The following is a 23,829-nucleotide window of genomic DNA, read 5'->3' on the forward strand; positions in this document are numbered from 1 at the left end:
GTATATGTTACTTTTTATTAATAGCACTAAATGAGTATTTTCCCGAACCAACTTGAATACATGCTAATTCATCTTTATATTGCAAAAGGCTCACATCGCTTTGTTTATCTAGTTTTTGATTATTGACTTTTAAATTTTTAATACTCGTAGTGGGTACATATATCTTAGCCTTAGTGTTTGCTGGAATTGTAACATCCATTACTACCGTATTTTTTTTCCACTTCCATGAAGACTTTATTAATCCGTTAATACATTTATAACTACCTTCTATAAAATCCATTTCTTTAGTTATTGCGGGCTTAATAATGATATTTTTATATCCTGCATCTTCTGTATCTATACCAACGGCATACATAAACATCCATTCTGCAACAGAACCAAATGCATAATGACTAAATGAATTCATTGCTGCATTAATATTTGAATTTTGATCTTCGTCTTTTGTATAGCTGTTCCAGCGTTCCCAAATAGATGTACTACCATTTTCAATAGAAAACCCCCAGCTTGGATATTTGGTTTGTTTAAACAATTTAAAGGCTAAATCATGATAACCATACTTTGAAAGACTTGGCATAATATGCTTGGTTCCCACAAAACCAGTCGAAAATGTGTAGCCATTATCTTTTATTTTTTCAGCTAAACGATCAGCTCCTTTTTGAGCAATTTCTTGGTTTGGATATAAATCAAAATACAAAGCTAGAGCATAGGTAGTTTGTGTGTCCTCAGTTGTAAAACCATTATCGAGAATGTACTTTTTAACAAATGCCTTTTTTATATTTTCATAAAGTGCAGTGTATTTAGCAACATCATTAATTTTATTTAAAGCTTCAGCTATTTCAATCATCAATTTTGCATCAAAACCATAAAAAGCAGCCGCAACATACTCATGACTTGTATCTTCATTAACAGACAGCCAATCGCCCCAGTTATTTCCTGCTGGAGGCCTTAAGAAATTAGTACTCGCTTCCGCTTGAAAATCCATAAATTTCTCCATTCCGGAATATAATTGCTCCAATATTCGAGTATCATTATATACCTTGTACATATTGTATGGAATGATAATGCCCGCATCCATCCACGCTGGCGAATATTGATGAGGCCTTGAATATGGGAAAGGAGCAAAATTTGGATATGCCCCATACCATCTTTGTGCATCATCTAAATCTTTGAGATACTTCGTCATAAATGGAGCTACATCAGCCATGTATGTGGCCGATCTCATGAATGTATGAGCATCTCCCGTCCATCCTAAACGTTCATCTCTTTGCGGACAATCTGTTGGTACTTCAAAATAATTAGCCTTTTGGGTAGTTTGAATATTTTTATATAAAGTATTATTTAATTCATTACTACAATTGAATGTACTTTTATTGGTGTTTACCGAACTAAGTGCAATGCCCGTTATAGCATCTATGGATGGTTTTTCTGGTAACCCTGTAACTTCAACAAATTGAAATCCATGATAGGTAAATTTTGGTTGCCAAGTTTCAACACCTTCGCCTTTTAAAATATAAGTATCGGTGGCTCTTGCCAAACGTAGGTTTTCAGTTTGTACATTCCCATCCCTTTTTAAAATTTCACCATATCTTAGTTTTATTTTTGTGCCTTTTGGCCCTTCAACTTTAAGTTTTACAATTCCAGCGATATTCTTTCCTAAATCAAAAACATAAACTCCTTTTTGCGGCTCAGTAATCCTTTTAGATTTTAAGGTCTCCACTTTATGAACAAAGTTTCCAGGATGAACGCCAAACCTTCCATTTGGATATGTATATACTTTGGGTTTGTGCCAATTGGAATCATCAAAATTGGAGAAAGTCCAATTTTTATGTTCCAAACGGGCATCATAAGATTCACCCATTAAAATATCAGCCTCTATTATGGGGCCTGTATTCACTTTCCAAGATAAATCTGTTGGTATTATTTCTTTTGTCCCATCCTCATAATCAATTACTATTTGGCACATAAAAGAGGGATTTACACCATAAAACTCCCTAACCTTATCAATTCTTACCAAAAGCGCATAACCAATATAACCGGCATACCAACCATCAGCAATAATTGCTCCAATGGCATTTTCTCCTTCGATAAGTTGATTAGTAATGTCATAGGTTTGATAATATAATCTTTCATCATAATCTGTCCAACCTGGCAAAAACAAATCTTCTCCAACCTTATTTCCATTGAGATGCATTTCATAGAGTCCCATAGCAGTAGAGAATACCTTAGCTCTTTTTATTTTTTTATTTATAGTAAATGATTTTCGTAAGTATCTAGCCGGAGGCAAATAAAGACTGTCGTATTTATCCGTTTTATCATAGCCAACATCATGGCTAATAAAAAGCCCCTTCCAATCATGAAACTTTAACAGTCCCATAGACCAATGAGCATTTGAACTCCATCTACTAACCTCTCCATTTTCGTCCCAAACTTTAACTTTCCAATAATAAGTAGTATTAGACTCCAAAGGTTTTCCTTGATATTCTATTTGATTAGTTTTACCAGATGATACTTTTCCTGAGTCCCATATATCGCCTATTAGGGAGTTTAATTTTTTTTCACTAGATGCAACTAATATTTGATAAGTTGTTTGAAATCTGCCTTTACCCTCTGCCTCGAGAATCCAAGCAAATCTAGGTTTAGCAATATCTAAACCTTCTGGATTTATTTTGTATTCCACCGTTAAATCTTTAACTCTTAGTGATGTTTTGACTACATTTTGGGCTCCTAAAAAGGATATATAGACAAAAAGAAATAACGAGAGAAGAATTTTTATTTTCATATCACTTTTATTTAATATTTAAAGAGACTACCATTGGTAGTCTCTTTATTTTTAACTAAAAAACAAATTAAATACTGCTCTACCACCCTGGATTTTGGTTTTGTTGCCCAATGTTAGGATTAGCATTAATTTCATCTAGTGGAATAGGCCACAAATCAAAATATGATTGGTAAGCCGTGTTGGCAGGATTCCATCTTATATTTTCAGGATGATTTGCGAGAGCCTCCTCAACTTTCCCAAATCTTCGAATGTCATAAACTTCATGAAACTCAAACGACAGTTCTTTAAAGCGTTCTTCATAAATAAACTCAGTAAATTCTTCTTGAGTCATATTCGATGGAGCATCCGAAGCATTAGCTCTAAACCTCACTCTATTTAAGTACTCATATGCCACTGCTGTGGGACCATTTATGGCATTTTCAATTTCAGCAGCCATTAACAAAGCATCGGAATATCTGTAAACAATCATATCTGGATCACCATCGCAACAGGTTTGGTCAAAATCGACATACTTGTTTTGAGCAATGCCAAAACGTGGTTGGTAAGGATTAGTACCATATGTTAAAGTATTTCCGTTTCTGTAATCCGTGTACGTGTATGCCATAGTAACATCCCTCCTTAGGTCATTTGGTTCAAAAGAATCATAAAAATCTTGAGACAAACCTCCATGAAATTGGCCTACACCAGCACTAAATCTAAACCTTCCTCCCCAAACATGAGAAAACGCTGTACCCTGATCTTCAAAAGACTGTGTTTGTTGCACAGCAAAAATACGCTCTGCGTTGTTATCTGTTCTTATAGCGTCTTCATAACTATTCAATAAAACAAAACCTTCTGAGGTTCCTTCTAAGTTAATCAATTCTTGTAGTTTAGATTGTGCTAAGCTCAATTTTGAAGCATCTTGCAATGGCTTTCCAGACATAGTTAGGTAAACTTTTGACAACAAAAATTTTGCAGTAGCAGCAAAAGGTCTACCAATATCCTCCCCCGTTCTCTTTTCTTCAGGTAACATGGCCTCTGCATCTTGCAAGTCTAAAATAATTTGATCATAAACAGCAGTTATGTCAGTTCGTGGTAATTTTGCTCCATCAATACTGGTTGTAGGCTCAAGAGGCATTGGCACACCACCAAATAATTGAACCAAATTAAAATAAGACCATGCTCTTAGCCATTTAGCCTCACCAATCAGTGCAAGACGGGCTTCTTCCTCATCTTCATTAAATGTTCTACCTTCCAACTCTTTAATAACCACATTGGCCCTAAAAATGGCTTGATAAAAACTATTCCAAACACGAGGCAAAGAAATGGGTTCTGCTGATGTTAAAACATAGGTCCCCCAATAAGCTCTCCATGGTACCCTAGCAACCATATTTGGTGAAGGCATAATAACCATTGATGCCAATCCAAAATCAAATAATCCTACTGATCGACTATATGAATTATAGATTGAAATCACTCCCGCATTTGCTTCATCTGCGTTTTGATAAAAATTTGACGGACTAATTTCAGAATATACCTGCTCATCTAAATCGGAACAGGAAAACACTAATACTGTTAATAAAATTAGATATTTTAAAGTTTTCATTTTTATATTTTTAACTGTTTTAGGAATTCACTTAAAATTGAATACCAACTCCAAGCGTAAAAGTTTTGGCTCTAGGATATGAAGCGAAGTCAATACCTTGAGCTAAATTATTTCCACCTCTTATGTTAACCTCTGGATCTGGACCCGAATAATCGGTTATTGTGAACAAATTGGTTGCCGTAGCGTAAACTCTCATGGCATTTATTAGCTTAATATCTTTTGTATTAATTTGATAGCTCAAAGACACATTTTTTAAACGAACATAAGAACCGTCCTCAACAACCGCCGAATTGGGTTGCATAAAATCTTGAATATTTCCATTATCTACATATCTCGTATTCGTTGTTGGATTAGTAGGAGTCCAACGATTAGCAAACCAGTCTTGATAGACATTATTCACGTACCTACCCGAACCAAAGAACATTCTGTCAATATTCATTAAATCATTACCTATTGAGCCTTGAATAAATACACTCAATGATAACCGCTTATATCTAAAATCATTGTTCCAACCAAAAATAAAATCTGGATTTGGGTCGCCAATTATATCCCGATCAGATGCTGAGATGACACCATCTCCATCTAAATCTGCATATCTGTATTGACCTGGCATTGGATTAACTCCTAAAACTGCAACTCCTTCTAAAGGATCTCCGTTAGTATCAAAATCACTTTCTTGTAATAACCCAATTACTCTGTAACCATATAGTGCAGAAAAGGGCTCGCCTACACGCATCACATTAGAGGGTTGGTTTACAATGTTAACTGCTGGTGCCGGACCAAATATATCAGCATCGGTAGACCCTAAACTTAAAACTTTTGTTTTGTTATTACTCCAATTGATATTAGTATTCCATTTGAATTTATTTGTGTCAATAATATAACCACCTATTGTAACCTCAAACCCTTTATTTTCCATACTTCCCGCATTAGCTACAATGGATGATAAACCAGCAGAGTTTGGCAAAGGAAAATTAAGCAACAAATCATCTGTTGTCTTTTCGTAATAGTCTACACTGGCGGTAAACCTGTTCTTTAGAAATCCTAAATCTATTCCAGCATTGTATTGGGTGGTTTTTTCCCACTCCAAATCAGGATTCCCTAATCGAGTAGGCGCCAAACCAGAATATAATATATCTCCAATAGTTGCATTTGAAGTACCAAGTAGCGTTAGAGATTGTAAAGGCTGTATAGACTGAGACCCTGTAATACCATAACTTGCTCTTAACTTCAAATTAGATAACCAATTAGCATTTTCCATAAACGATTCGTTAGAAACTGTCCAACCCAATCCTACAGAAGGAAAATAACCCCATTTTTGATTTTGTGCAAATACACTTGAGCCATCTGCTCTTCCTGTTAGAGACAAATAATATTTATCGTCAAAATTATAGTTTAGTCTTAAATAATAAGACTTAAGAATTCTTTCAATTCTTGCGCTTGTTGGTATGGCAGGACTTAAACCTAGACCAATATTATCCGTTTCCAAAACATCTACTGGAAAGTTTTCAACTCGAGTATTTAATAAGCGTGAATCATTAATCTGCCATGAATAACCACCAGCTGCATTTATATTGTGTTTTTTAGCGAGTGTTTTAACGTAAGTTAAATAAGATTCTATTAGGTAATTTTTAGTGCTTCTAGTATTATAAACTGCACGAGATCCATATAAATTCCCTAAACGAGTTGTTCTAGGGAAAAACAATTCTCTCCTACTATTTAAACTATTCGTTCCAGTTGTTAAATTGAAATCTAAACCATCAGCAATATTATATTTTGTTAAAAGATTTAATATTAAAGTTTTATTATACGTTTCATTTCTTGTGTCTTCCAACTCTCTAAGTGGATCATTGAAAAAATTATTCAGACCGTCTCCTTGGTCAATTGGGTCATCTGGAGTGGCTGCTGGATTGTTTGTATAAGCTCTAAATATTGAACCGGAGTTAATAATTGCTCCAGAGCCCTCGCCTGATCTGTTACTCTTAGTAATCACATAAGTTATTGAGGTACTTGTACTCAATCTTTCAGTTAAATTATTATCGATATTAAGTCTTAGGTTTCCTCTTGAAAAATCTGTCCCTTTAAGAATTCCTTCGTTCTGAACATAGTTACCTGACAAAAAGTATCGAGATCTATTACCACCACCACGCACTGAAAGCAGATAGTTTTTATTCACCCCAGTTCTTAAAATTCTATCAACCCAATCTGTTGTAGGAGCATCTTCAGCTAAAGGCCTTTCATTGCCGTCATAAGGTGGGTTATTACCTTCTGCTACAGCTATATCATTTCTCCATTGTGCGTAGGTCGGCCCATCAACAAATTCTGGAAAGTCTGACACTTCATTGAAACCCGTTTCGGTTCTAAAATTTATTTTTGTTTTTTGCATGTAACTTCCTTTTTTGGTAGTTACCATAATAACGCCATTTGCTCCACGAGATCCGTAAATCGCTGTTGCAGAGGCATCTTTTAGAATTTCTACAGATTCTATTTCAGAGGGATTTAAATAACTTAAAATGTTGGAGCCTGTTTGGTTACCATCACCGGCACCTGCCGATGAAGCTTCTGTATCAACAGGCATGGGGTAACCATCAATTACTACCAATGGTGCATTATCTCCTAAAATTGAATTATTTCCTCTAATTCTAATATTGACTTCTCCTCCTGGTTCAGCTGATGCACTAGTAATTTGCAACCCCGCAGACCTTCCCTGGAGCGCTTGATCAAAAGTTGGAACAGGTGTAACAGCAAGGTCATCCCCCTTAACTGATCCCACCGATCCAACAAGATCCGAACGCTTTTGAGTACCATACCCAACAACAACAACCTCATCCAATTTTTGAGTATCTTCCTCCAATGTTATATTTAAAGTTATATTATCACCAATAGCAACTTCTTGGGTAACAAAGCCTAGGTAAGAAAAAACAAGTGTACGGCTTCCTGAGACTAATTTAATTTGATATTTTCCATCAAAATCGGTCACCACACCATTTCCTGTACCCTTTTGCAAAATGTTAACACCAGGTAAAGGGAGACCTGATTGAGAAGTTACTGTACCACTAATACCACTTTGTTGTGCAAAAGCTGTAATAGATAAAATACTAAAAGTAACTATTAATAGTTTCCTTAATTTTTTAAGACCAAATGTCTGCTCCATAATAATTTAGTTTAATTGAGTTTGAATTTTTTTGTTCCAATACACAATTTTAAACAGATTAATTCAAACTTGTATCCTGCACTATACTGTATTAGTAACATTTTGTTTGGAATCAATGATAAAACATCTCCGTACTTATAAAAATAGAATCAATTAATTTTCTAAAAAATTATAACTATAATAAAATTAATTGAAAGACACTTTATATAAGATTAACGTTTTAAGGTAAAATGTGCACGAAAACGCCTTTCATTATTATCTACAGGATCCACAAAAAACACTTCAAACCAATAATCATTAGCAGGCATTTTATACCCATTATAGGTGCCATTCCACCCTGCATTGTTAGGATATAATTGCTTCAAGAGTTTACCATACCTATCGTAAACATATATTTTAGATGTGGCCAAATAATTAGTTGGCCATTTAGGTGCCGTTATATTCCACGTATCATGTATACCATCTCCATTAGGTGTAAAATAATGAGGATAATCCATAACAATTATTTCAATTTCAGATATACCACATCCGTTTACATCTCTAACTTTTATAAGGTTAACACCTAGTTTTACATCTTGATCAAAAACAAAATTATAAGCTCCTCCACGACTACCGTTACCCAAAACCCAATTGCCATTGTTTAGACTAAATTCATATTCTGAAATAGCATTATAAGATGCTGTATTATTTGCTTTAACTTCAATTATGTGATTATTTGCAAATGCATCAGAAACAACTTGGGCTTCTAAAACCGGAGGTGTGCTTTCATAAACTATGAAAATTTGGCTAACGTTAGTACAATTAGTTATTAGCGAAGTGAACTCTACTTGATAAGTACCTCCTCGAGATGGCATTATTGACGACAAATTTTGAAATTGTGGTTGTAATACACCATCTATATACCAGTTGAAACTATACTCATAATTATTTAGCGAAGTGTCTAACATAGGAGGGGAATCAATCGCTTCTGAACCATTAGTATTTATACACATTATAGCACTTGAAAAATCAAATATCACCTCTTCTAGTGGATAAACAATAACTGTTTCACTAATATTAAGGCTACTACTGCATCCTGTTGTTAGGTGAATAGCTTGATTTAATTGTAATGTAAGGTCTGTTATTGTGTTAGTTAAAGTTATGGATACACTTCCCGTTGCATCAGTAACAGCTGAGTTAGCATCTGTACCATTTAAAGTGTAAAATATTTCGGTTTCGGGAGTAGCAATTATGGAAAAAACAGCATTTTCTCCTTCACAAATAGGTCCATTATGGCTTAAAAACGGAACTGATGGTAAAGGATTGGCGATTAAAGGTACACTATTACTTTGAGTGCAATCCGCTTCAGATTCTATTTGAACCCTATACTTATCCCCTGGCAATAAATCTAGTGGTAAAACCACGTCAACATTGCCACTTGTATTACTCATTACGGAGGCAATCAATACCTTATTCTCAAAATTTCCTGAAGCGTCACTAATATAAAATGATAATTGAGTACTAGAACTAAAACCTGGAGATAACTCATAAGGAATAGTTAATGTTTTACCAATGCAGACCTCTAAAGGAATAGGTGCGTTTATATAAATGCTTTTAAGTAAGTTATCATAAACAGAAACATAAATAGCTCCATTTTGTTCATAGGCAACTACAATATCTTCTGTAATATGGTTTCTAGCGATATTATGACTTCCACCAGTAGCTACTACAATAGGCGCTCCAAATGTTTGTCCCTGATCGTTACTAATATTCATTACTAATTCTCCAAATCTATTTTGATATCCATCTATTAATGTGCCTCGATGATCTGCAAAAAGCGTTCTTCCTCCATTTGTAAAAGTATTGTTTCCCAAATTAATTGAAGAAGTAAAACCATTAGATACATCAATTTTATAACCTAGACTTCCATTGCCCCCTATAAAAATATAAGTACCACAGGGTCCGACACTTAAAGCATAACTTGAGAATAATGTTAATATGGCAGGTTGTAAACCTACCCTAGAAAACGAAAACCCTTCATCCATACTTTTATATAGGGAAACAATGGGGTTGTCTGATGGTAAATAAACCACGCCGTTTTGATCTACCCTAATATCTGTAAAGATATTTTTTATAGACGGTGTTGCATTAAAAACTCCTTGTCCGTTATTTGAATTAAAGTATACAAATTCGCCAAATTTATCAACCAAATAAATGTGATTCTCAAATACTGCGATATGCACCGAAACAAGACCTGCACCTACTATAACAGGCATGCTATATGATATACCGCCATCAACACTCCTGCTTAGCATAATATTTCCAGACTCAACCCAAGCTATGAAAACTATATCTTGATCATTAATAATAATCTCTGGTTCTGCATTAAATGTTGTTACAGATACACTAGGTAAAAAACTTTGCCCTCTATTCACGCTTTTGGCAACTCTTATACCTTTGTTTCCTGTATAAACTACATAAATACTACCCTCACTATCAATGGCCACATTTCTACTTGTATTGGCATTTCCAATATTATTGTTAACTCCTTCATCACTAACAGGGATTGCAGAGAATAAAGGAGTTTGAGCCTTTACTTGAGAGGTACATAAAATAACTAAAATTATGCACAATCTTTTTATAGTTTTCGTCTTATAACTTCTATTAAACACTATTGATAGATTAAGAACTAAAGGCGATTATATTATTAAGAGCACTTTTAAGGTAATCTGATAAGTTTCTGTTTTAAACAAAAAGGCCGCCATAAAATGACAGCCTTATCTATATTATTAAATATTCATTTTTTTTAATTCTTAACGATACGCTTACTTAGTACAGAACCATTATCACTTGTAATTTTAGAAATATAAACTCCTGGAGCTAAAGAAGAAACATCTATACTTTTACTTTTAGAAGTACTCAATACTCGTTTTCCTAACACAGAGTAAATCTCTATTTTTGAAATATTAGCTGCTGTTTCCACATTTAACTCACTACTAGCTGGGTTTGGAAACAAAGTTACTTTTGAGTTTTCTAATACAGCATCAATACTTAACAAAAATGAAGACTCATATGCGCCAACATCTATTGTTCCGTTAACCCTAACTGCTCCAGTAATATCTTCTGATTCGGAGTTAAGGCTATTGTCTCCAGCACCAACTAACTGACCATTTTCTGCAGGAAACAAACCATCATCCGCTGTGGCCAATACATTATCTGCCCCATCTACATCTGAGCTATCTGTAAATGGATCTGCAGTTAAAGCAATATAATTTGAACTATTATCGCTTATAGACGTACCTGCCTGAGCATCTGACGCTATGTTTGATGACCCCGAAATTTTAGTAAAATCTTGAGCATTAAAGGCTTGCGGATTACCACCGGAAAGGTTGCCATAAAAAACGGTATTATTTATGACCGCCGTACTGGAGCTTCCTAGAAACATACCAGAACCATTAACTGCTGTATTACCATAGAAGGTGCAAGAATTTAAATTTAAGGTAGCACTACTAAGATTATCGATACCTCCAGCCCTAGATGAGGAAGTATTATTGGCAAATACAACATTGGTAAATGAAATAGTTTCTGAATTTGTACCATCAACAAAAACAGCCGCACCGTTGCCTGACGAGCTGTTTCCTGAAAATACGACATTTTTAAAAGAAGGAGCCGCACCTGCTGATATACTTACTGCCCCACCATTGGTGCCTGCATTGTTTTGAAATATAACATTATTAAATGTTGGTGAAGCATTAGTCTGAATTAATGCACCAGCACCTGTTGTACCCCCATTTTCAATGATTAGATAATTTAAATCAATTGTTAAGTTTCCATTGATCACCAATCGTCTTGCAGCACTAGAACCCGTAAGAGTGGTGAATCCTGTTCGTGTGTCTGAACCCGGATCATACCCACCAGTAATGGTAACCGCCTTATTAACCGTAATTTGAGTGTCATCTGTAATAGAGCCACTTGCAATTCTAATTTCATCGCCATTGGTAGCCGTATTAATACCAATTTGTACCACACGCCCTAAGCGAATTGCATCTGCCCAAGAAGAACCATCATTAGCTCCTGTAGTAAGATTAGCGTCTACATAAATTATAGATTGGGCATTAACGCTTAAAATTGTAACAAGCATTAATAAACCCAAAGAAAAGTAGTTTTTTTTCATTTTATATTATTTTAAGAATTCGATTTTATCTATATAAACTTTTGTATCCTTTGTCCATTCCCCCTTAGTTTGGGCAACAAGAATTTTTATATCCACATTTTCTCCTTTCAATTTCTGATCCAATGTAAAAGTATAGGTTTTAAATTCTGAATCTTGAGTAGAAATTCGCAAGTTCTGAGTCGACCATTTTGACCCTTTAGCATCTGGTTTAGTACCTACTTGCAGCACATTACCATCTGTTTTATTTTTCAAGGTAACTTTTAAATAGTTATACTCCTTTATTTTTAATTCACCATTGTTTCTAGGAGCATAGACTACCGTATGTATAGTTGCGGTAGTTCCAGGATTTTGAGGGTTTTCCCTCGGCTGTAAGACTGCAAGACCTTTATTATTGTCCGTTCCTTTTTCCCAGGAAATAGCAGTAGATACTGGTACTGGTGGTGCCGGAGTTTTTGAATTCCAATTTTCAAGATCTTTATCAAACGAATATACTTGTTGAGCATTTAAACTATTGATCATAACAGTTATAGTTAGTACCAATAAAGCAATCTTTAATTTACCATTTTTCATTTTAATTAAATTTTATTTAGTTTTTAAATTAAGTAATAATACAAAGAAAAATTAGAGCCTCTATCCTGCACTATACTGTATAATTAAAATAAGACAAATTTAAAAACGATATTTTGAGTTTTGCTCGTTAATAATTTTATGTTTAGCTTCTTATAAAAGAGGATTTTTGTTCCAATTATCGGACAATGCCTTTTGCTTATTTTAATGAAAAGATAAAAATTCATTTCTTGTATTTCATTTGAGTACAGTACACTACAAGACAGAAAGAACAGTTTAAAAATATATTTTTACAGGGATAGGTATTGGTAGGCAATAGATGTTACTATAATCGTGCCTGATTAATACTTAAAGAAATCGACAGAAAAATAAAAAGTTATGATAAGAAAGGCATTTAAAATGAAACTTTACCCAAATCAAATGGTAGAATACATAAATAGACACAATCCCATTTGGAACGACTTAATAATTACTCTAAAAAACCACGGTGTACACAACTATAATATTTTTTTTGACAACGAAGATAACACACTATTTGCTTATGTAGAGGTTGAATCTGAAATACAATGGCAAGCCATATCCAAAACCGAAATTTGCCAAAAATGGTGGACATACATGAAAGATATAATGGAAACCAATTCAGATAACAGTCCAATATCCAAAAACTTAATCAGTGTTTTTTATTTAAAATAGAATTACATTTTAAACAAACCTTAATAATTTATAAAATAGAAACAATAATATAGTGTTGAATAAAAGCAAGTATATTCAAATTTATGTTTTTTTAAAAAGCGCATATATTGACCTACATAAATAAATAAAAAGGCACATTCATAATACCCATAACCCTTGCAAATACAAGGGTTTTGTTGTAAATTAAGGTAATCAAAAACCCCGAAACCAGCTATAGAGAGCCAAAAACGGGGTTTTCTTATTACCTTGAACATGAATTTACAAAGAATTAGTGAGTTTCAGCATAGTTTTTCATTTTTATCTGCTACGGAAAATCTTGATGCTTTTTACACCCGTTTTCTGGAGAGTGATTTGGGTAAAATCCATCTAGCGATTCCTTGGGAATCTTTAGTTGAGAATATAAATGTTTCAGAAAAAGCAATGGGTTCAAAAATGCTATTCAGCCCAAAAGGGCGCATCGCCTTAATGTTCTTGAAACATTATGCTTGTTGTTCAGACAAAAAGCTTATAGAACAACTTAATAGTAATATTGATTATCAATTTTTCTGTGATATCCATTTAGGGCTACACCGTTTAACGAACTATAAAATAGTGAGCCAGATTCGCTGTGAATTAGCTGATAAACTCCGTATTGATGCTTTAGAAAAAGTTTTATACAATCACTGGAGTCCTCATATAGATAGCAAAGGTCAAATTACAGTAGATGCTACCTGTTATGAGAGCGAACTACGTTATCCCACTCCACAAAAATTATTATGGGAAGCCGTGGATTGGCTTTATGGGCAGCTCAAAAAAACCTGTAAGCTTGTAGGTGTAAAAATGATGCGCACTAAATTTTTAAAATGGAAGAAACGTTATTTAGGATTTAGTAAAATGCGTAGAAAAACCAATAAAAAAAGAAAACCATTGACAAGGTCCTTATTGCACTTACTAGGTAAACTTATAACCTTTGAAAAAGAACTTTGCGCTACACATAATTTAAAGTTTAGGGCAACTTACTATAGACGAGTAGCTACTATAAAAAAAGTACATACACAACAGCAAGAATACTTTGATACTGGTGTATCTCCTAAAAACAGGATTGTCAGTATCCAAAAGGGTTACCTAAGACCCATTGTAAGGGGAAAAGAAGTGAAACCTGTGGAATTCGGAGCGAAAGTAAACAAGCTTCAAATAGATGGCATCAATTTTATAGAGCATTTAAGTTTTAATGCCTTTAATGAAGGAACAAGACTTAAGAGTACTGTTTATAAAGCGCAATCACTTACTAAAGTAAAAACAAAGATACTGGGAGCGGATGCTATTTATGCTACTAATAAGAACCGAAATTTTGTTACCAAAAACAACATCAAAACCGACTTTAAGCGCAAAGGTAAGCTCCCTAAAGATTACAAAGAAGAAAAGAAGCTGAAAGCATTAATAACCAAGGAGCGAGCAACAAGATTGGAAGGTAGTTTTGGAAAAGAAAAAGAACACTATCATCTTAAGAAGATAAAAGCGAAAACAAAACTCACAGAAAAACTCTGGATATTTTTTGGAATACATACTGCCAATGCTTTAGCCATTGGCCGCAGAATACAAGACATCAAAAGTCAGATAGCTGCCTAAAAATCATTGATTTTATAAAAAACATTGGATAAGTGCGTTCAATCCTAATTCAAAACCCAACTATACAATCAAAATTTTGAAAAATAAAAATCCAAGACTTGAAAATCAATCAAATCTTGGATTTTTTAGATCTGCATTCTAAAACTTGGCTAAATTCTGAATGCGCCTAAAAAATGAAATAAATAATAGTGCTATAAAACATTAGCAGGAACAACTCCAATTTATATCTATTCAAAAATTTCATTCTAAAAATAGAGTCACCTTTAATTTGCAGGCAGCTCCTTTGGTGTTTTTTATGTTTTTGAGTACCCTATTACTGCTTTATGAAGCGTTTTGTAGCTATTGTATTATTGTCTCCGTAAATTTTTGAAATATAAACCCCTGGTGTAAGCGAAGAAACATTAATGGATTGTCTTTTATCAATACTCAAAACGCGTTTCCCCAAAATGGAATATATCTCTATTTTAGAAATATTACGCCCTAATACATTCACTTTCAAAACATCAATAACTGGGTTTGGGTATAATCTAACTGTCACATCATCTTTACTAACATTTTCAGTACTTAAGGTATATGGTGATTCATATGCCCCAATATCTATTATTCCTGTTATTCTAGCTGCTCCTGTAATATCAGTTGATTCTAAATTATTATCACCAGCCCCTACCAGAGCTCCGCCATCAGAAGGAACCAAGCCATCATCTGCAGTAGCAAATACATTATCTGCACCATCCAGATCTGAGCTATCTGTAAAAGGATCTGCAGTTAAAGCAATATAATTTGAACTATTATCGCTTATAGACGTACCTGCTTGAACATCTGACGCTATGTTTGATGAACCTGTAATAATGGTGAAATCTTGAGCGTTAAAAGCTTGAGGACTACCCCCAGCAAGGTTACCATAAAAGACAGTGTTATAAAGTATTGCAGCACTACTTGCTCCCAAGAACATAGACGAACCATTATTTGCTGCATTTCCATAAAAAGTGCCATTTTTAATGTTAAGTGTAGCACTACTAAGATTATCTATACCTCCACCTCTTAAAGCCGAATTATTGGCAATTAAAACATTTGTAAACGAAATAATTTCTGAATTAGTGCCACTAACAAAAACAGCTGCACCGTTGCCTGTTGCACTATTATTCGCAAACACAACATTGGTAAAGTTGGGTGAAGCGCCACTAGCAACACTCACAGCACCACCATTGGATCCGGTGTTGTTGATGAATTGAACATTATTAAACGTTGGTGTAGCATTGGCTTGGAGTAACGCTCCTGCTCCTTCATTTCCTCCACCACCATTCGCAATGATAAGGTAATTTAGGTCTATTGCCAAACTACCGTTAATCACTAATCGACGCGCAGTATTAGCACCCGTTAAAATAGTAATGCCTGTACGTGTATCTGAGCTAGGGTCATAACCACCAGTAATGGAAACCGCCTTATTTATGGTTATCTGGCTGTTATCGGTTATAGAGCCGCTGGCAATTCTAATTTCATCGCCATTGGCAGCTGCATTAATTGCTACCTGAACCATACGGCCTATGCGAAAGGCATTGGCCCAAGAGGTACCGTCGTTGGCTCCAGTGGTAAGATTGCCATCAACATAAATTATGGGTTGAGAAATATTAGTACCTCCTTCATAGGCACCAACATCAATAGTTCCTACTACCCTATTGGCACCAGTAATATCTGTTAGTTCTACGTTAAGACTATTGTCTCCTGCATCGACCAAAGCAGTGCCTGTATCGGGAAACAAGCCATCATCTGATGTAGCGAATACATTATCTGCACCATCTAAATCTGAACTATCTACAAAGGGATCTGTAGTTAATGAAATAAAACTGGACGAATTTGCGCTTATACCACCAGCAACATCTGAAGCAATATTAGAGGAGCCTGCGATTTTTGTGAAATCAGCAGTATTAAAGGCTTGGGGAATACCACCTGCAAGGTTTCCATAAAATACGGTGTTGTTAATTAATGCAGAACTACTACCGCCAGAACCATCTCCTAAAAACATACCAGAACCATTAGTTGCTGTATTGCCGAAATAAGAACAGCCCGCAATGTTTAGTGTAGCACCACTAACATTATCTATACCTCCACCTCTTGTAGCTGAATTATTTACAAACACAGTATTGGTGAAACTAATAGTTCCAGAATTAGCGGGGTTAACAAAAACAGCCCCACCATTGCCTGATGCACTATTTCCCGAAAACACGGTATTTCTGAACGTTGCAGAAGCAGTACTTGTAACATTCACAGCACCACCATTAGTTCCGCTATTGTTTACAAATTGAACATCATTGAATATTGGTGTTGCACCTGGCTGGAGTAATGCACCTGCTCCTGCATTTGCCCCTCCGCCATTTTCAATTATTAGATAATTTAAACTGATTGCCAAACTACCGTTAATCACTAATCGACGAGCAGTATTAACTCCCGTTAAAGTAGTAATGCCAGTACGTGTATCCGAGCTAGGGTCATAACCACCAGTAATAGTAACCGCCTTATTAATTGTAATCGAAGTGTCATCCGTAATGGTACCGCTGGCAATCCTAATTTCATCGCCATTGGCAGACGCATTAATTGCTAACTGAACCATACGCCCTAAACGAATTGCATTGGCCCAAGAAGAACCATCGTTAGCTCCAGTAGCGAGATTACCATCAACATAAATTGTTGACTGGGCATTTACACTGCCAACAGCAGTGACAATACATAAAAATAGCAACGTAATCTTAAGTAGTTTTGTTTTCATCTTATTTTCGTTTTTAATAGTTTTTAATTCGCTTGCAATAAATTGATTTACAAAAAATAAGCAATCGATCTTAACAAATTAATTGGAATTGTAAATAAGGATTGTCCTGTACTTTCATGCTTTAAATAAAAAATTCGCTGAAATGTGAATTTTTTCTATGAAATTCACAACTAACTGTAAGTGAATGATTAACATTCACCAATAACTTCCTGTGCTATCCGATAGTTCTTCCTGAAGTATTATTAAAATATACTGATTTGTCGAAAATCTTTCTAACTATCAGATATTCTTAATTTCAAAATTGCAACTAATTATTAAGGCTCTGTGTTTTAAGTAATCTTCACCGTAGCACAAATTAGATTAAATATTGACACTAATTTTTAATTGCAATGACTCAAAAAGAATCAGTCATTGAATGAAAATAATCCTTTAATAAATTACAAAAAGGGTTGTACCAACTAATTTAAATGTGAGCAAAAAAAGTTCATACAGGATTATACAGGATGGACGAATCATCTTTATACGCTAAAATTGCTAAAAAATTCTAATTCTTACTACCTTTTTAAGTTATAAATAATGAGCAACAAGCCAACACTTGGAGAATTTATTATAGAAAATGAAAAACAGTTTAAGTACACTTCAGGTGAACTCTCGAGATTAATAAACTCTATACGTTTAGCAAGTAAAATTGTAAATCATGAAGTAAAAAAAGCTGGACTCGTTGATATTATTGGAGCAACGGGAGACGTAAATATTCAAGGTGAGGAGCAACAAAAATTAGATATATATGCTAATGAAGTTTTTAAGAAATCACTGATTAACAGAGATATTATATGTGGCTTTGCAAGCGAAGAGGAAGAAAATTACATTAAAATTGAGGGAAATAATCACAACAATAAATATGTTCTTTTAATTGACCCTCTTGACGGTTCATCAAATATTGACGTTAATGTTTCTGTGGGAACTATATTTTCAATTTATAGACGTACTACTCCATTGGGATCAAAAGTAAAAACAGAAGATTTTTTACAAAAAGGTAATAAGCAAGTAGCAGCGGGATATATTGTTTATGGTACTTCAACTATGCTTGTTTACACGACGGGATTTGGGGTTAATGGATTTACACTTAACCCTTCTCTAGGAACGTTTTATTTATCACACCCCAATATTAAATTCCCTACTTCTGGAAACATAATGTCTGTTAATCATTGTAATTTCCCCTATTTCCAAGAAGGAGTTAAAAGTTACATCAAACACTTTCAAACCCAAAAAAAAGAATCCCCAAATGTATTTAGATATATAGGCTCCTTTGTATCAGATTTTCACAGAAACATGCTAAAAGGAGGCATCTATATGTATCCAAAAACCATACAAAATCCTAAAGGAAAACTAAGACTGATGTATGAATGCAACCCACTGGCGTTTATTGCAGAACAAGCTGGAGGGAAAGCTATAAATGGGTCCTTAAGGATTTTAGATATTGACCCTCAAAGCCTTCATGAAAGAACTCCAATGTTTTGCGGAAGTGCAGAAATGGTTGATATGGTTAAAGAATTTATAGTCTCATCTGAGGAAATACATTAATCTAAATAAGTATATTATGAAAAAACAATTCTGTCTTTTTGGAATTATCCGTGTTACTAATCTTGCCTTAGCTAAGACTTTACTAATGTTTTCTATTTAGAATAGAACTTAAATACATGAGCTACAAAACAACATATTATCTATTTAATAATTATTAGCTTTTGCATTTAAGAAGATTAATATCAAGTAATTGAAAAAAAGCGATTAACTATAAATTAAAATTTATGACAAAATCAACTCTTAAAAAAATCAGTTTTATATTGGTTTACTTTCTAATGTTAGGATGCAAAGGAACTAATGTTAAAGGTAAAGAAACAGCAAATTCAAATGACAAGCCCAACATCATATTTTTTATGGTTGACGACATGGGTTGGATGGATTCTGAAGTTTATGGCAGTGAATATTATGAGACGCCTAACATAAATAGATTGGCTAATATGGGAATGCGATTTACAAGAGCATATGCAGCCAATGCCTTATGCTCTCCTACAAGAGGAAGTATTTTAACGGGTTCTCATCCTGGGCGATATGGTTTGACATCTGCAGCCGGTCATCTTCCACCAAATCCAAATAAAAATTTAGAAGCAAAGAGAGGAGCACCTTGGATGAAAGTAGCTTGTCCAACATCTAGTTCATTTATGCCTCTAGAAGAGTTTACATTGCCTGAAGCTTTAAAGACTAATGGCTACACAACAGCTCATATAGGCAAGTGGCACCTCGGTCATGAAGAATATTGGCCAGAACACCAAGGGTTCGATATTAATATTGGAGGTGGGCATCATCCAGGACCACCAAATTTCTTTTCCCCATATAATATAAGTACTTTGCCAGATAAAAAAGATAAAGAATATATAACAGATCGTATTACTGATGAAGCAATTACTTTCATAGAAAACCATAAGGACAAACCATTTTATTTAAATTTTTGGCAATTTGCAGTACACGCGCCTTTTCAAGCTCCTTTAAGTTTAATTGATAAATACAAAAAGAAAAAGGATCCTCGAGGAATGCAAAAAAACCCAATTATGGGCGGGATGATAGAGAAAATGGATGAAAGTCTAGGCAGAATGCTGGACAAATTAGAAGAACTTAAAATAATGGAAAATACCATTATTGTTTTCTTTTCAGATAACGGTGGTAATATGTATAATATAGTAAATGGAGAATATCCAACAAATAATTATCCTTTGAGTTATGGCAAAGCCAATATTCATGAAGGAGGAGTTCGAGTGCCATGTATTGTGGTTTGGAATGGTAAAATAAAACCAAACACTACCTCTAATGAAATGATACAAAGTATAGATTTTTATCCTACTTTATTAGAAGCTACAAATACAAAAGTAAACCCAAATCAAATTGTCGATGGTATTAGCATTTTAAATCATTTAAAATCAAGCAAACCCCTAGAAAGAAAAGCAATTTACAGCCATTTTCCACACTATTTTCCTGTAACACATAATGTACCTTCTACTGCTGTTTGGTACGAGAACTATAAACTCATAAAGGAATATGGTGAAGGAGAAAATAGGACTAATGGTTTTAAGCTGTACGACTTAAGTAAAGATATTGGAGAGAAAAATGATATAAGTAATAAATATCCTGAATTAGTCGAAAAATTAAAGGTAATGATTGAGAATCATATAATTGATATTGGAGGTTTATTACCCATTAAAAACCCAAATTATAATCCAAATGCGGAAAGTAGAATGGGAATACAAAGTGATTTCCCTATTGAAAAATATCCAAGCTACTAAATATTGTATGACCTAACTATAAGCTATAATATTAAGTTTTCCTTAAAAACAGTAAACTTTAACCTTAATTATAAAATGTTTAATCAAGATTTTCAAGATACTTTTAATCAACAAACATATAATTGAACAAATTAAATTACGATGAGCAATAAGCTCGCACTTGGAAAACTTATTATTAAAAACCATAAAGACTTTATGTATTCTTTGGAAGAACTTTTAAAAATAATTAATTCAATATAAGTTTAGCAAACAAAATTGCAAACCATGATGTAAAAAAAGGCTGGTCTCGTGGATATTATTGGTGCTAGTGGCAATGTTAACATTCAAGGTGTAGAGCAACAAAAGCTTGATATTTATATCAATAAAGTATTCAAATCTACTTTTATTAACTGAAATATTCTCTTTGGATTTACTAGTGAAGAAGAAGATTTCATTAAAATAGATAATAAGAATAATCAGAACAAATATGTCCTGTTATTTATCCTTTAGATGGTTCTTCAAACATTGATGTAAATGTATCCGTTGGAACGATTTTTTTAATTTACCGAAGGGTTACTCCTTTGGGATCAGATATAACCATAGAAGATTTTTTGCGAAAAGTAAACAAACAAGTTGATGCTGGGTCTTTGGTTTAAAAAGAATATTAGATATTGAACCAAAAAGTTTACATGAAAGAGCTGTAATTTTCGGCGGTAGTACAGAAATGGCTTATGAACTTTAGGAATTCATTCAGCTTTCTAAAATCAAATAGTTTTTATTTTGCTTTGAGAAAAGAGAAAATTTTCGTTTTTTTGGTATTCATTTTATAAATATCGATATAAATGGACATAATTAAGTTTATTAAAATTCAGGAACATTCAAGAGTTCCTAAATATCAACAAATAATCGATTTGATTATTCATAATATATCAGTAGGGAACTTTGTAATGGATCAAAAAATACCTTCAATAAATCAGTTTAGTGAAGAGTTTTACTTATCAAGAGATACTGTAGAAAAAGCTTACAACATTTTAAAAGAAAGAAATATCATTACTTCAATAAGGGGAAAAGGATATTATATTTCAAGAACTAAATTGCTATCCAAAATTAACATTTTATTTTTAGTGAATAAAATGAGTTCTTATAAAATGAGTATATATAATTCTTTTTTATCATGTATTAAACCTAAAGCACATGTAGATTTACATATATATCATTGTGATGAGTCGATTTTTTTAAACCTTATAAAAAAGTATAAGTCTGCTTATGATTACTTCGTTATCATGCCACATTTTAAAACCGAAAAGCTTCAGCATATTAGCTATACTAAGGCTGTACTGAATGTAATTAATTCCATTCCTAAAGATAAATTGATAATCATGGATAATTTAAAGTTTCCTGGTAAGGAAGAAATTATCGGAGTTTATCAAGATTTTGAAAATGATATTTACAATGCTTTAGAAGAGGGGTTGAATAAAATTAAAAATTATAAAAAAATATTTTTAGTTTACCCTGATAGAGCCATATACCCTTATCCAAAAAGAATATTACATGGTTTTAGAAAGTTTTGTGTTAAGCATAAGTTGGATTTTGAAATTTTAGATCGTATTTATGAAGAAACTATTTTAAAAAGTGGAGATCTCTTTGTGACTATAGAAGAATCCGATCTAGTAAATCTTATTAAACAAATAAGAGAGGATGAATTTACACTAGGAAAGGAAATTGGTGTCATAAGTTATAATGATACTCCACTAAAAGATCTTTTAGGAATCACGGTAGTCTCTACCGATTTTAAATTTATGGGTGAAGTTGCTGCACAGAAGATATTAAGTAAACAGAAAGGCTTGATAAAAGCCCCTTTTAATTTTATTGATAGGGATTCTATTTAGTCAAAATTATAATAAATTTCCTACCACTCTTTTTTGTTCCTTCAATTGAATTTCCACTCATTAATTATCGCCAGTACTTATTTAGTTTTGTAGTGTTGCCATCTATTTGAGAGTTAACTTCTTCAGCTCTAATCTCATCATGATATTGATTAAAGAATGATTCCTAAAGTAGGCAGTTTTTATCAATACTTTCCTTTTTCAGATAGTCTACTTAATCCCCTACACTCCCAATGATTGTTTCGCTTGCCAAAAACTATATACATATTCAAATGTTTTATATCGTTATTTTATTTTTTCAATATCTTCAGGTAAAAGTTAAAGTTTCAAGTAGGCTTTACTGAAACTCCTTTTAACTTTCTTCATGCTATCTAATAAAGAGCTGAAATCGAAATTTGAAAAAAAATCATTAATAGAGAACAGATTTCTAGACAAACAATGAATATTCAGACTTACTGTAGCCTTCCAAAAAATAGGACAGCATAAAATTCGAATTTACTAATTTTAAATTTTAAACTGTTAAATGAAAAAAACCAAATTTACCGAGAATCAGATTGTCAAGATTTTAAAGGAGAATCAATTAGTAAGGAGCGTTCTAGAATTAGCTCGAGAATTAGGAGTCAATAAGAGTAGCATTTATTATTGGCGTAAAATAGACTTGCATCAAAAAAGATAATTATTTTCTAAATAAGTCATCAATAAACAAAAATTATTATGTGAATAGGAAAATAATAGCTTTTGATGTAAAATATATTTAAAATCAATTATTCTAAATTAAGCCAATAAAAACTACAAAATGTTGTACCTATGTTGTACCTGAATATAAAATGGCAGCTTTTTGTACGGGTGGGGAGACTCGAACTCCCACACCTCGCGGCATTAGATCCTAAGTCTAACGTGTCTACCAATTCCACCATGCCTTCATAATATAGGTTTTAATTTTTCCTTAATAATCATTTAAGCCTGTTTTATGTTGAAAAAAGAATTTAAGTATCCTTGCCACCAATCTACTTTAATTTTCAGAAACAAAAATCTCTTATCAACTACTAAACGAAATCAAACTAAATCAAATACTATTAACTCGAAGATAAATAGAAAAATTCTGTACCTATTCTGTACCCATTGAAATAAAAATAGCCTTTCAGTTTCCTAAAAGGCTTAATTTTACTAGTAGCGGGAACAGGACTCGAACCAGTGACCTTCGGGTTATGAGCTTAATGACCAAGTAAAAATTCCTGAAATCATATCAAATTAAACTCATTATATTAAATCCATAATAAGAGATACGTAACTCATTCTTAACTATCTCTAATCAACATATAA

14 protein-coding genes and 1 pseudogene are annotated in these 23,829 nt (G+C 33.4%); 7 read left to right on the forward strand and 8 right to left on the reverse strand.

The window, feature by feature from the left end:
- Positions 1-7: 7 nt before the first annotated feature.
- From P8K68_RS09705 to P8K68_RS09730, 6 genes are all read right to left on the reverse strand, one after another.
- The gene (locus P8K68_RS09705; protein ID WP_300250133.1) at positions 8-2,779 is read right to left on the reverse strand and encodes an alpha-L-rhamnosidase; all 2,772 of its coding nucleotides are present in this window, start codon (positions 2,777-2,779) and stop codon (positions 8-10) included.
- Between the two features lie 79 nt (positions 2,780-2,858).
- Positions 2,859-4,364 carry a RagB/SusD family nutrient uptake outer membrane protein gene (locus P8K68_RS09710; protein WP_300250136.1) on the reverse strand — a complete coding sequence of 502 codons (1,506 nt, stop codon included), beginning with the start codon at positions 4,362-4,364 and terminating at the stop codon, positions 2,859-2,861.
- A gap of 31 nt (positions 4,365-4,395) precedes the next feature.
- Entirely contained in the window at positions 4,396-7,518 is a 3,123-nt protein-coding gene (locus tag P8K68_RS09715; protein WP_300250139.1) for a TonB-dependent receptor, read from the reverse strand.
- 212 nt (positions 7,519-7,730) lie between these two features.
- Positions 7,731-10,130 carry a T9SS type B sorting domain-containing protein gene (locus tag P8K68_RS09720; protein ID WP_300250142.1) on the reverse strand — a complete coding sequence of 800 codons (2,400 nt, stop codon included), beginning with the start codon at positions 10,128-10,130 and terminating at the stop codon, positions 7,731-7,733.
- A 173-nt stretch (positions 10,131-10,303) separates the two neighbouring features.
- Entirely contained in the window at positions 10,304-11,671 is a 1,368-nt protein-coding gene (locus P8K68_RS09725) for a T9SS type A sorting domain-containing protein (RefSeq protein ID WP_300250145.1), read from the reverse strand.
- Between the two features lie 6 nt (positions 11,672-11,677).
- Entirely contained in the window at positions 11,678-12,241 is a 564-nt protein-coding gene (locus P8K68_RS09730) for a hypothetical protein (protein WP_300250149.1), read from the reverse strand.
- A 375-nt stretch (positions 12,242-12,616) separates the two neighbouring features.
- On the opposite strand from P8K68_RS09730, the gene rhaM reads away from it, so the two are divergent.
- Both rhaM and P8K68_RS09740 read left to right on the forward strand, forming a co-directional pair.
- Complete coding sequence (gene rhaM, locus P8K68_RS09735; RefSeq protein WP_300250156.1) at positions 12,617-12,931, forward strand: L-rhamnose mutarotase; 315 nt, start codon at positions 12,617-12,619, stop codon at positions 12,929-12,931.
- A 252-nt stretch (positions 12,932-13,183) separates the two neighbouring features.
- Positions 13,184-14,539 carry a transposase gene (locus tag P8K68_RS09740; RefSeq protein ID WP_300250160.1) on the forward strand — a complete coding sequence of 452 codons (1,356 nt, stop codon included), beginning with the start codon at positions 13,184-13,186 and terminating at the stop codon, positions 14,537-14,539.
- 313 nt (positions 14,540-14,852) lie between these two features.
- Here P8K68_RS09740 and P8K68_RS09745 read toward each other — a convergent pair whose 3' ends face one another.
- Positions 14,853-17,303 carry a T9SS type A sorting domain-containing protein gene (locus P8K68_RS09745; RefSeq protein WP_300250163.1) on the reverse strand — a complete coding sequence of 817 codons (2,451 nt, stop codon included), beginning with the start codon at positions 17,301-17,303 and terminating at the stop codon, positions 14,853-14,855.
- A 576-nt stretch (positions 17,304-17,879) separates the two neighbouring features.
- On the opposite strand from P8K68_RS09745, the gene fbp reads away from it, so the two are divergent.
- The 4 genes from fbp to P8K68_RS09760 all read left to right on the forward strand — a co-directional run bounded on the left by fbp (position 17,880) and on the right by P8K68_RS09760 (position 22,509).
- A complete protein-coding gene (fbp, locus tag P8K68_RS09750; protein ID WP_300250165.1) occupies positions 17,880-18,887 on the forward strand; it encodes a class 1 fructose-bisphosphatase in 1,008 nt (335 codons plus the stop codon).
- 224 nt (positions 18,888-19,111) lie between these two features.
- A complete protein-coding gene (locus tag P8K68_RS09755) occupies positions 19,112-20,641 on the forward strand; it encodes a sulfatase (protein WP_300250169.1) in 1,530 nt (509 codons plus the stop codon).
- Between the two features lie 476 nt (positions 20,642-21,117).
- The gene (locus tag P8K68_RS14925; protein WP_366143742.1) at positions 21,118-21,276 is read left to right on the forward strand and encodes a hypothetical protein; all 159 of its coding nucleotides are present in this window, start codon (positions 21,118-21,120) and stop codon (positions 21,274-21,276) included.
- Positions 21,277-21,462: 186 nt separating this feature from the next.
- Entirely contained in the window at positions 21,463-22,509 is a 1,047-nt protein-coding gene (locus P8K68_RS09760; RefSeq protein ID WP_300250172.1) for a GntR family transcriptional regulator, read from the forward strand.
- A 64-nt stretch (positions 22,510-22,573) separates the two neighbouring features.
- Here the strand turns inward: P8K68_RS09760 and P8K68_RS09765 are convergent.
- Positions 22,574-22,660, reverse strand: a pseudogene (locus P8K68_RS09765) (hypothetical protein); the annotation flags it as partial.
- Positions 22,661-23,029: 369 nt separating this feature from the next.
- Here P8K68_RS09765 and P8K68_RS14930 point away from each other — a divergent pair.
- Positions 23,030-23,182, forward strand: a complete 153-nt coding sequence (locus tag P8K68_RS14930; RefSeq protein WP_366143741.1) for a transposase — start codon at positions 23,030-23,032, stop codon at positions 23,180-23,182.
- Positions 23,183-23,829: the final 647 nt, after the last annotated feature.

Source organism: Algibacter sp. (genome assembly GCF_029245835.1).
Lineage (GTDB): Bacteria > Bacteroidota > Bacteroidia > Flavobacteriales > Flavobacteriaceae > Algibacter_B.